General features: G+C 71.9%; 9 protein-coding genes. 6 read left to right on the top strand and 3 right to left on the bottom strand.

Annotation, left to right across the window (positions count from 1 at the left end; all coding sequences use genetic code 11):
• Positions 1-433: 433 nt before the first annotated feature.
• A complete protein-coding gene (locus AB8Z75_RS25885) occupies positions 434-1,111 on the top strand; it encodes a LuxR C-terminal-related transcriptional regulator (protein ID WP_369205994.1) in 678 nt (225 codons plus the stop codon).
• A 226-nt stretch (positions 1,112-1,337) separates the two neighbouring features.
• Here AB8Z75_RS25885 and AB8Z75_RS25880 read toward each other — a convergent pair whose 3' ends face one another.
• Complete coding sequence (locus tag AB8Z75_RS25880; protein WP_369205992.1) at positions 1,338-1,688, bottom strand: hypothetical protein; 351 nt, start codon at positions 1,686-1,688, stop codon at positions 1,338-1,340.
• Positions 1,689-1,716: 28 nt separating this feature from the next.
• Positions 1,717-3,387 carry a sodium:solute symporter family protein gene (locus AB8Z75_RS25875; RefSeq protein ID WP_369205991.1) on the bottom strand — a complete coding sequence of 557 codons (1,671 nt, stop codon included), beginning with the start codon at positions 3,385-3,387 and terminating at the stop codon, positions 1,717-1,719.
• A 280-nt stretch (positions 3,388-3,667) separates the two neighbouring features.
• Here AB8Z75_RS25875 and galT point away from each other — a divergent pair, with 280 nt between their 5' ends.
• The 5 genes from galT to AB8Z75_RS25850 all read left to right on the top strand — a co-directional run bounded on the left by galT (position 3,668) and on the right by AB8Z75_RS25850 (position 8,867).
• Positions 3,668-4,897: a galactose-1-phosphate uridylyltransferase gene (gene galT, locus AB8Z75_RS25870; protein ID WP_369205989.1), complete on the top strand. Its 1,230-nt coding sequence runs from the start codon at positions 3,668-3,670 to the stop codon at positions 4,895-4,897.
• On the top strand, positions 4,894-5,877 hold the full coding sequence (galE, locus tag AB8Z75_RS25865; RefSeq protein ID WP_369205987.1) for a UDP-glucose 4-epimerase GalE: 984 nt from the start codon (positions 4,894-4,896) through the stop codon (positions 5,875-5,877). Before galT ends, galE begins: the two co-directional genes overlap by 4 nt.
• Positions 5,874-7,139: a galactokinase gene (galK, locus tag AB8Z75_RS25860; protein ID WP_369205985.1), complete on the top strand. Its 1,266-nt coding sequence runs from the start codon at positions 5,874-5,876 to the stop codon at positions 7,137-7,139. The genes galE and galK overlap by 4 nt, the downstream gene beginning before the upstream one ends.
• A gap of 288 nt (positions 7,140-7,427) precedes the next feature.
• Positions 7,428-8,363, top strand: coding sequence for a response regulator transcription factor (locus AB8Z75_RS25855; RefSeq protein WP_369205983.1), 936 nt, complete (start codon positions 7,428-7,430; stop codon positions 8,361-8,363).
• 72 nt (positions 8,364-8,435) lie between these two features.
• On the top strand, positions 8,436-8,867 hold the full coding sequence (locus AB8Z75_RS25850; protein ID WP_369205998.1) for a PPOX class F420-dependent oxidoreductase: 432 nt from the start codon (positions 8,436-8,438) through the stop codon (positions 8,865-8,867).
• Positions 8,868-8,970: 103 nt separating this feature from the next.
• Here AB8Z75_RS25850 and AB8Z75_RS25845 read toward each other — a convergent pair whose 3' ends face one another.
• Positions 8,971-9,732 carry an SDR family NAD(P)-dependent oxidoreductase gene (locus tag AB8Z75_RS25845; RefSeq protein WP_369205996.1) on the bottom strand — a complete coding sequence of 254 codons (762 nt, stop codon included), beginning with the start codon at positions 9,730-9,732 and terminating at the stop codon, positions 8,971-8,973.
• Positions 9,733-9,813 lie beyond the last annotated feature (81 nt).

The raw sequence follows: 9,813 nt of genomic DNA, 5'->3' as shown, positions 1-9,813 counted from the left end.
GAGCAGGCCTTCTCGGTCGACGCCTACTCGGTCGACGCGCCGCTCATCTTTGAGAACAACAGGTTCTTCATCCAGGACACCCTGATCTCCGAGCGCCGCTCGTCCGACGACGAGACGCCGCGACTGGCGGTCGGCTACGGGCCCACCGGCGCCCCCCCCCCCCCCCCCCCCCCCCCCCCCCCCCCCCCCCCCCCCCCCCCCCCCCCCCCCCCCCCGACTCGTGTCCGCGGGGCGGTCCTGGGCGAACCGCCGGAGCGCGTACGGGCTCCGGCTGCCAGGGGCCGGGCGGGCAAGCTCTCCCTTGGGGATTTCGCTTCGTAAGGGGAGCGGAACCGCGAGTGAGCGTGTAGCTTCCCGGAGAACAGGAGGAGGGGCTGCGGAGGGGGCGCGGGGCCTTCGGCAGTGGCGGCAGTGTGTGGGGGAGCGAACTTTTATGAGCGTACGGCTCATGGTGGTCGACGATCACCGCCTGCTCGCCGAGGCCCTCGCCTCGGCGCTGAAGCTGCGCGGGCACCGGGTGCTCGCGGCGGCTGCGCCCAGTGCGGGCGCGGCCGAGTTGGTGATCAGCCGGGCGCCGGAAGTGTGCCTGCTGGGCACGGCGACGCCCGCCGAACCGGGCGTCTTCGATCCCGTCGTACGCATCAAGAGGGAGAAACCGCAGATAGCGGTCGTCGTGCTGGGGCCGGTGCCCAATCCGCGCGGTATCGCCGCGGCCTTCGCGGCGGGGGCTTCGGGCTATGTGCGGCACGACGAGCGGATCGAGGGCGTCGAGCGGGCCATGGTCAAGGCCCGTGCCGGCGAGGCGGCCGTCGCACCGCAGTTGCTGGCCCAGTCGTTCGCCGAGCTCCTCAACCCCGCCGCCGAGCCCGACGACGAGGGGGCGCGGCTGTTGCAGATGCTCACGCCGCGGGAGGTCGAGGTCCTGGTACGCGTCGCGGAGGGCGAGGACACCCGGCTGATCGCGGCCGGCATGGGAATCGCCCCGTCGACGGCGCGTACGCATGTGCAGCGTGTGCTGATGAAGCTGGGTGTCGGGTCCCGGCTCGAAGCCGCCGCGCTCGCCGCCCGCACGGGGCTGTTGGAACGGGCGGGCGGGAGCACGGGGATCTGAGGCCGGGCGGCGGCCCGCGGCCCGCGGCCCGTGAGGCGTAAGCCGTGGGCCCGCGGGCCGTGATCCGGGAGCCCTGATCCGGGAGCCGTGATCTCCGGGCCGCGACCTGTGGGCCGCGACCCGTGACCCGTCGGCCGTGGTGGGCACACGCGGCCGGCGCCTCGCGCCGCCTGTGTACCCACCACAGGGCCCAGCGGGACCCGCGTCCGCCGTACGAGGCGGTCTCCTACTTCCCGGAGCCCTCGCCTGCCTCGCCTGCCTCGCCTTCCCGGTCTCCCTGCTCCGCGCTCGGCGGCGGGATGGTCGGTGACAGGCGCAGCCACAGGAGGAAGGCGAGGCCGAGGATCAGCATGCCGATGCCGGTCCACAGGTTGATGTTGATGTCCTGGGCCTTCTTCAGGTCCTCGTCGGAGGCGAAGATGCCCGCGATGGTGACGATCACGCCGTAGACCACGAAGAGGCCGCCGATGATGCGCCGTACGTCGAAGAGGCGGGCGGCGGTCTGGGAGCGCTGCTCCAGCTCCTCGACGTCCCTTGCCGCCTGCTGGGCGGCGGACTTGTTACTCATGTCGCTCATTGCGCTTCAGTGTCCTTCGCGTCGCGGCTCAGAAGGAGAAGGGGATGTAGCAGAGGGCGGCGAGGATCATGGCGCCCCAGCCCAGCAGCGCGGGCTTGCGGTACCAGACGTCGTCGCCCTTCTCCGGCAGTTCGGGGGCGCCGGGTGAGCTGGTGCCGTAGACGAGCCCCGCGAGTTCCTCGGCCGGCTTGGGCTTGGTGAACAGGGTGACGGCCACCATCACCACGGAGCCGACGACGAAGGCGACGATCGAGGAGACGAAGTTGGCGCCCTGGTCGGTGGGGATGTCGATGACGCCCTGCTTGTAGAACCAGAAGTAGTTCACCATCGCTGCGACGGTGCCGCTCAGCAACCCCCAGAACCCGGCGGCGGGCGTGGTCTTCTTCCAGAACATGCCGATGATGAAGACGACGAAGAGCGGCACGTTGAAGAAGGAGAACAGCGTCTGCAGGTAGTTCATGATGTTGCTGAACGAGGAGGCGATGAACGCGGTCCCCATGCCGATCAGCACACCGACGACCGTCACCCAGCGGGCGGTCTGCACGTAGTGCTCGTCAGGCCGGCCCTTCTTCAGGTAGGCCGCGTAGATGTCGTTGGTGAAGACGGTGTTGAACGAGGAGATGTTCGCCGCCATGCCCGCCATGAACGCCGCCAGCAGACCGGTCACCGCGATGCCGAGCACGCCGTTGGGCAGCAGGTCCCGCATCAGGACGGGGATGGCGTCGTTGTACTGGAGGCCGTCCTTGGTCTTGCCGAGGGTGGGCTCCATGACGAGCGCGATCAGGCCGGGGATGACGACGACGGCCGGGATGAAGATCTTGGGGAACGCGGCGATCAGCGGGGTGCGCTTGGCCGCGGACAGGTTCTTGGCCGACAGGGCGCGCTGCACCTCGGCGAAGTTCGTCGTCCAGTAGCCGAAGCTCATCACGAAGCCGAGACCGAGCACGATGGTCAGCCAGTTGGCGCCCAGCGGGTTGCCCGAGCCGATGCCCGTGCCGTCCCAGGCGGTCATGAAGGCGTCGCCCTTCTCGCCGGAGAGGGTGTCGGTGATGCCGCCCCAGCCGCCGACCCGCTTGAGGCCCACGACGGTGAGGGGGATCAGCGCGGCGAGGATGACGAAGAACTGCAGGACCTCGGTGTAGATGGCCGAGGAGAGTCCGCCGAGCGTGATGTACGCGAGGACGAAGAAGCCCGCGACCACGATCGAGACCCACAGCTCCCAGCCCAGCAGCGCCTTGAGCACGAGCGCCAGCGCGTAGAGGTTGACGCCGGCGATCAGTACCGAGGAGACGGCGAAGATGATGGAGCTGAGCAGGTGGGAGGAGGGCCCGAACCTGTGCAGCAGGAACTCCGGGACGGAGCGCACCTTCGAGCCGTAGTAGAAGGGCATCATCACCAGGCCGAGGAAGACCATGGCGGGGATGGCGCCCACCCAGTACCAGTGCACGGTATAGACGCCGTACTGGGCGCCGTTGGCGGCCATGCCGAGGATCTCGGTGGCGCCGAGGTTGGCGGCCACGAAGGCCAGGCCGGTGATCCACGCGGGGAGCGACCGGCCGGAGAGGAAGAAGTCGAGGCTCGTCTTCACGCTGCGCCGGGCGGCGAAGCCGATCCCGAGCACGACGACGAAGTAGATGCCAAGAAGTGTGTAATCGAGTCCGTTGGTGGGGAGCCGTAGCCCTTCGGCCAGGTGCAACATCAGTCACTCGCTTCATCGCGCGATCGGAACGGTCGCGAACGTACCCATAATGTTTCGACTTTTGAAGGGACGTGTTGCAGAGGTTTGTTTGATTGTGATGATTGTTAGGGTCCAACAACACGGAAAAATCCCTTTGTGTCCCGGTTGGTTCCTGCGAGGTGATCGTGCGTACGAGGTGGTGGGCGGCGGGCCGGGCGCGGGGGTCGGCGTTGAACATTCTGTTGGCTCGTGGTTCCTTGTGTGCGATTATGTTTGAGGTCACAGAACGAGGAGCCACCCGGTGAAGAAGACCTCAGGCCGCCTTGCCGACGGCCGCGAGATCGTTTATTACGACCTGCACGACGACGCCGCCGCCCGTACCGCAGCCGACCAGCGCCCCATGCCGCCGATGGAGGCGCACTCCGAGATCCGGCACGATCCGCTGCTGGACGAGTGGGTCGGCGTCACGGCACACCGCAACGCGCGCACCTACCACCCGCCGGCCGACGAGTGCCCGCTGTGCCCCTCCCGCGAGGGACGCATGAGCGAGATCCCCGAGCCGACGTACGACGTCGCCGTCTTCGAGAACCGCTTCCCCTCCTTCCACGGCGCACCGGGTGCCGTGCGGCAGGAGGACCCCGGCGCCCTCTTCCGCCACGCACCGGGCGCCGGGCGCTGCGAGGTCGTCAGCTTCACCTCCGACCACAACGCCTCCTTCGCCGACCTCGACGAGGAGCAGGCCCGGCTCGTCCTCGACGTGTGGACCGACCGCACCGCCGAACTGTCCGCCACGCCCGGCGTCGAGCAGGTCTACTGCTTCGAGAACCGCGGCGAGGAGATCGGGGTGACCCTCTCCCACCCGCACGGACAGATCTACGCCTACCCCTTCACCACCCCGCGCACCGCCCGCATGCTGCACTCCGTCGCCGCGTACGGGGCGCAGCGCCCGGGCAGCAACCTCTTCGACGACCTGCTCGGCGCCGAGCTCGCCTCGGGGGAGCGCGTCGTCATCGAGGGCGAACACTGGGTCGCGTTCGTGCCCTACGCCGCGCACTGGCCCTACGAGGTGCACCTGTACCCCAGGAAGCGGGTGCCCGACCTGCTCGCACTGGGCGAGGAGGCGCGAGCGGAGTTCCCGGGCCTCTACCTGGAACTGCTGCGCCGCTTCGACCGCCTCTTCGGCGAGGACGAACCCCGTACCCCCTATATCGCCGCCTGGCACCAGGCACCCTTCGACGGCGGTGCCGACGACACGGCCGCCCCCGGTTCCGGCGGGTCCGACCCGGGGTCCGGCGGGTCCCCCGGTTCCGGCGGGGCCGGCGGTTCCGGCGCTTCCGGCGCTTCCGGCCGCGGTGGGCCGCGGCGTGCGGCGCGCGAGGAGTTCGCCCTCCATCTGGAGCTTTTCACCATCCGACGGGCTCCCGGCAAACTGAAGTTCCTCGCGGGTTCCGAGTCCGGCATGAACGTGTTCATCAACGACGTGCCGCCGGAAGCAGCGGCGAAACGACTGCGGGAGGTGGCTTCTCGATGAAGTACTTGGTGACCGGCGGAGCCGGCTACGTCGGCAGTGTGGTGGCGGCACACCTGCTGGAGGCGGGGCACACCGTCACCGTGCTCGACGACCTGGACACCGGCTTCCCCCAGGGGGCGCCGGAGGGGGCCGCGTTCGTCGACGGCCGCATCCAGGACGCCGCCCGCGTGCTCGACCCCTCCTACGACGGCGTGCTGCACTTCGCCGCGCACTCCAAGGTGGGCGAGTCCGTCGAGCACCCGGAGAAGTACTGGCGCAACAACGTCGGCGGCACCCTCGACCTGCTGGCCGCCATGCGCGAGTCCGGCGTGCGCACCCTCGTCTTCTCCTCCACCGCCGCCGTCTACGGCGAGCCCGAGCGCACCCCCATCACCGAGACCGACCCGGCCGCGCCCACCAGTCCCTACGGCGCCTCCAAGCTCGCCGTCGACCACATGATCAGCGGCGAGTGCCGGGCGCACGGCCTGGCCGCCGCCTCCCTGCGCTACTTCAACGTCGCCGGCGCCTACTTCGCCTCCGACGGCACCGCCTACGGCGAGCGCCACGACCCCGAGTCCCACCTGATCCCGCTGGTGCTCCAGGTCGCCCAGGGCAGGCGCGCGTCGATCTCCGTCTACGGCGACGACTACCCCACGCCGGACGGCACCTGCGTGCGCGACTACATCCACGTCGCCGACCTGGCCAGGGCCCATCTGCTGGCGCTGGAGCAGGCCGCCGAGGGCGAACACCTGATCTGCAACCTGGGCAACGGCAACGGCTTCTCCGTCCGCGAGGTCGTTGAGACGGTCCGCAAGGTCACCGGCCACGACGTGCCCGAGACGGTCGCGCCGCGCCGGGGCGGCGACCCGGCCGTGCTCGTCGCCTCCGCCGAGCGCGCCCGCACCGCGCTGGGCTGGCAGCCCGAGCGCAGCGGACTGGCCGAGATCGTGCAGGACGCCTGGCGGTTCGCCCAGCACGTGACGGCGGAGGCCCGGGGATGAGCCCCAACGTGAGCCCGAAGGCGAGCCCCAACGTGAGCCAGGAAGCGCGCCAGGAAACGCGACAGGAAGCGCGCCAGGAAACGCGACAGGATGCCGCAGAAGGCGCCCGCCAGGACGTGCGGGAAGGCTTCAGCGCTGTCTACGGCCGCACACCGGACGGCGTGTGGGCGGCCCCCGGGCGGGTCAACCTGATCGGCGAACACACCGACTACAACGACGGCTTCGTGATGCCCCTGGCGCTGCCGCACACCGTGCACCTCGCCGCGGCCCGCCGCGACGACGGCATCGTGCGGCTGCACTCGGGCGACGTGCCCGGCGCCGCCTACCAGGTGCCGCTCGACGCGCTCACCCCGGGCCGCGACGGCGGCTGGGCGGCGTACCCCTCGGGCGTCGCCTGGGCGCTGCGCGAGGCCGGCCTGCCCGTCGGCGGCGCGGACATCCACCTGGCCAGCACCGTGCCCACCGGGGCCGGGCTGTCCTCCTCGGCCGCGCTGGAGGTCGCCACCGGGGCGGCACTGTCCGAGCTGTACGACCTGGGCCTCTCGCGGGAGCTGCTGGCCCGCCTGTGCCAGCAGGCCGAGAACGACTTCGTCGGCATGCCCTGCGGGATCATGGACCAGATGGCCTCCGCCTGCTGCACCGCCGGGCACGTACTGCACCTGGACACCCGCGACCTGGCGCAGCGGCAGGTCCCCTTCGACCTGGCCGCCGAGGGGCTGCGGATGCTCGTCGTCGACACCCGCGTCAAGCACACCCTGGCCGACGGCGCCTACGCGGGACGCCGCCGGGCCTGCGAGGCGGGAGCCGCGGCGCTCGGGGTGCCCGCGCTGCGCGACGTGTCCCGCGACGAACTGGACGCGGCCCTGGCCCGCCTGGACGCCGGCCTCGACGACCCCGAGGTGCGCGGCTGCGTGCGTCACGTCGTCACCGAGAACCGGCGCGTCGAGGAGACCATCGCGCTGCTCGACGCGGGCCGCACCCGCGAGGTCGGCCCCGTGCTGAGCGCGGGACACGCCTCCCTCAGGGACGACTTCCGGGTCTCCTGCCAGGAGCTGGACCTGGTCGTGGACACGGCGCTCGCCGCCGGCGCGCTCGGTGCCCGGATGACCGGCGGCGGCTTCGGCGGCTCGGCGATCGTGCTGGTGGAGGAGTCGGACACCGAGAAGGTCGGTGCGGCCGTCACCTCCGCGTTCGCGTCGGCCGGCCACCTGGTGCCGCACCTGTTCGAGGCCGTACCGAGCGCGGGGGCGCGGCGGTTGTGAGCGCCCCCGCGAGCGCCCCGGCGAGCGCTGTGCGCGCTCCCGGTGTGCTGCGGTGAGCGTCCCCTCGGCTCACAAGATGCCCACAAGTTTTGTGATTTGCCTTCCCTTGCCACAGCCCAGCCGTACTCTGAGTCGTATGCACAGCGCCGGTGGGGGCCGGCGCTGATCAGGGGGCGAGACAGCCGGGTACGACGCCCAGGGGCGGGGTAGACAGACGAACACGGCGGCGGTCGTGTCGCTGCGCGCTTCCCGCACATGGGCGCCGTGCCCGCACTGCCAGGGGGTGCCATGCAACGTATTCGCGTGCTGGTCGTCGACGACCACCGGATCTTCGCCGAGTCCTTGGCCGCCGCGCTCGCGGCCGAACAGGACGTCGAGGTAGGCGCGGCGGGCAGCGGAGCGGCAGCGCTGCGCCATCTGGAGCGGGGCGCGGCGGAGGGCCGCAGGTTCGACGTGCTGCTGGTCGACGCCGACCTGGGCACGCCGATGAACGGCACCGCACCCCCGGCGCCCGTGCCGGTGCGCACGAACGGCGAGCGGCCCGCCGCCGCCCCGGCGCCGGGCCAGGCCCCGGCCGCCGCCCCGGCAGCGGTCGCCGCCACGGCGACGCTCCCGTCCTCCGCTCCCCTCCCGGCACGGCACCTGAGCGCGGCGCCGTTCGAGGAGCAGGGCGCCGACGGGACGGCCGCGGCCAACCCTTCCGCCACCACCGCCGTGTCCGCGCCTTCGGGTGGTTTACCGCTGGTGGCGCGCGTACGGACCGAATACCCGGCCGTGCGCACCGTCGTCCTCGCCGAGCGCGACGACCCCCGGCACGCCGCGGCGGCACTCCAGGCAGGGGCGGGCGGCTGGGTCGCCAAGGACTGCTCCCTCTCCCGGCTGCTCCAGGTCATCCGCGGGGTCCTCAAGGACGAGACCCACCTGTCGCCCGCCCTTCTCACCGGCGTCCTCAGGGAGCTGACCGCCACCCGCAAGCACCGCACCGAGAGCGAACGCCTCGTCGAATCCCTCACCCCGCGCGAGCGGGAGGTGCTGCGGTGCATGGTCGCCGGGCTGGGCCGCAAGGCCGTCGCCGAGCGCCTCTACCTCTCGCCGCACACGGTGCGCACCCACATGCAGAACGTCCTGGGGAAGCTGGGCGTCCACTCCACCCTGGCCGCGGTCGCGCTCGCCCGGCGCGCCGGCGTGGGCCCGGCCGAGCTGGAGCCCGCGGCGGCGCGCTGAGGTCCCACCAGGTGTCGTAGCCGGTGCCTATGCTGTGCCGCCTCTACCGAGACGAGCGTGGGAGCGGCGACGATGCAGCAGATGACCGAGGCCCAGTGGCGCGACTTCATCCTCGCCGGGACCCGCACCGGCAAGCTGGCGACGGTCCGCAAGGACGGCCGCCCCCACGTGACGCCCGTGTGGTTCCTGCTGGACGACGAGGGGCGCCTGCTGTTCACCACCGACGGCGACTCCCTCAAGTCCGTCTCCCTACGCCGCGATCCCCGCTTCGCCCTGTGCGTCGACGACCAGGAGCCCCCGTTCAGCTTCGTGATGCTCGAATGCGTCGCCGAGGAGTTCATCGAAGACCTCGACGTTCTGCGCGACTGGGCCACCCGGATCGCCGGCCGCTACATGGGGCCGGAGCAGGCCGACGCGTTCGGCGAGCGCAACGCCGTCCCCGGCGAGTACCTGGTGCGGGCACACGTGGCGCGGGCCATCGCCTACGCGGACATCGCCGACTGAGCGAGCCGCGGGCCCGGGCCGGGGCGGGCGGGGGCCGCACACGCTTCGCGAGGCGTGCTTCGGGCGGACGGTCTCAGACCGAGTGCCGCGGGGGCGGGCGGTCTCAGACCGAGTGCTTGAAGACGCTCCAGCCGCCGTCCACGACCAGCCCTGCGCCCGTCACGAACGAGGCGTCCTCGGACAGCAGGAAGGCGATGGCGGCGGCTACCTCGTCGGGCCGACCGTGGCGGCCGACGACCGTCTCGTGCGCCGCCTGCCGCCGGTCCTCCTCCTCGACCCCGTCCCACGCCGGCGTCATGACCGGACCAGGCAGCACGCAGTTGACCCGTACCCGCGGGCCGAAGTCCACTGCCAACTGGCGGCCCAGCCCGGTCAGGCCCGCCTTGCTCGCGGCGTACGCGGGCCGCGCGTGCAGTCCGACCAGGGCGTGCACCGAGGACGTCAGCACGATCGAGCCGCCCTGCCGGCGGAGGTCCTCCACACAGGCGCGCACCCCCAGGAACGCGCCGGTCAGGTTGGTCTGGAGCTGGCTCTCCCAGTCGGCGACGGAGATCTCGTCGGCGGCGCCGTGCCGCGCCATCGCCGCGTTGCACACCAGCCCGTCCACCGGTCCGAACCCCTCGTGCGCGGTCGCCACCGCGCGCGCCCAGGCGGGTTCGTCCGTCACGTCGCCCAGAACGAAGGCGGCACGTCCGCCGGACGCCGTGATCTCGCGCGCCGTGCGGTGCGCCCCCGGCTCCTCCTTGTCGAGGAGGACGACGGCCGCCCCCTCGTCCGCCAGCCGGTGCGCCGTGGCGGCCCCGATCCCGGAGCCTCCCCCGGAGATGACGACCGTACGTGATGCGAACCGCGCGCCCATGGCCATGCGCGTGATCGTAGGGGCACGGCGGCCGGTCCGGTAGGGCACGGCGCGGTCCCCGCACGCGCGGGTGGCGCGGGGTGTGCC

The sequence above is a fragment of the Streptomyces sp. PU-14G genome (assembly GCF_041028275.1).
Lineage (GTDB): Bacteria > Actinomycetota > Actinomycetes > Streptomycetales > Streptomycetaceae > Streptomyces.
This window is presented reverse-complemented; position numbering and strand designations above follow the sequence as displayed.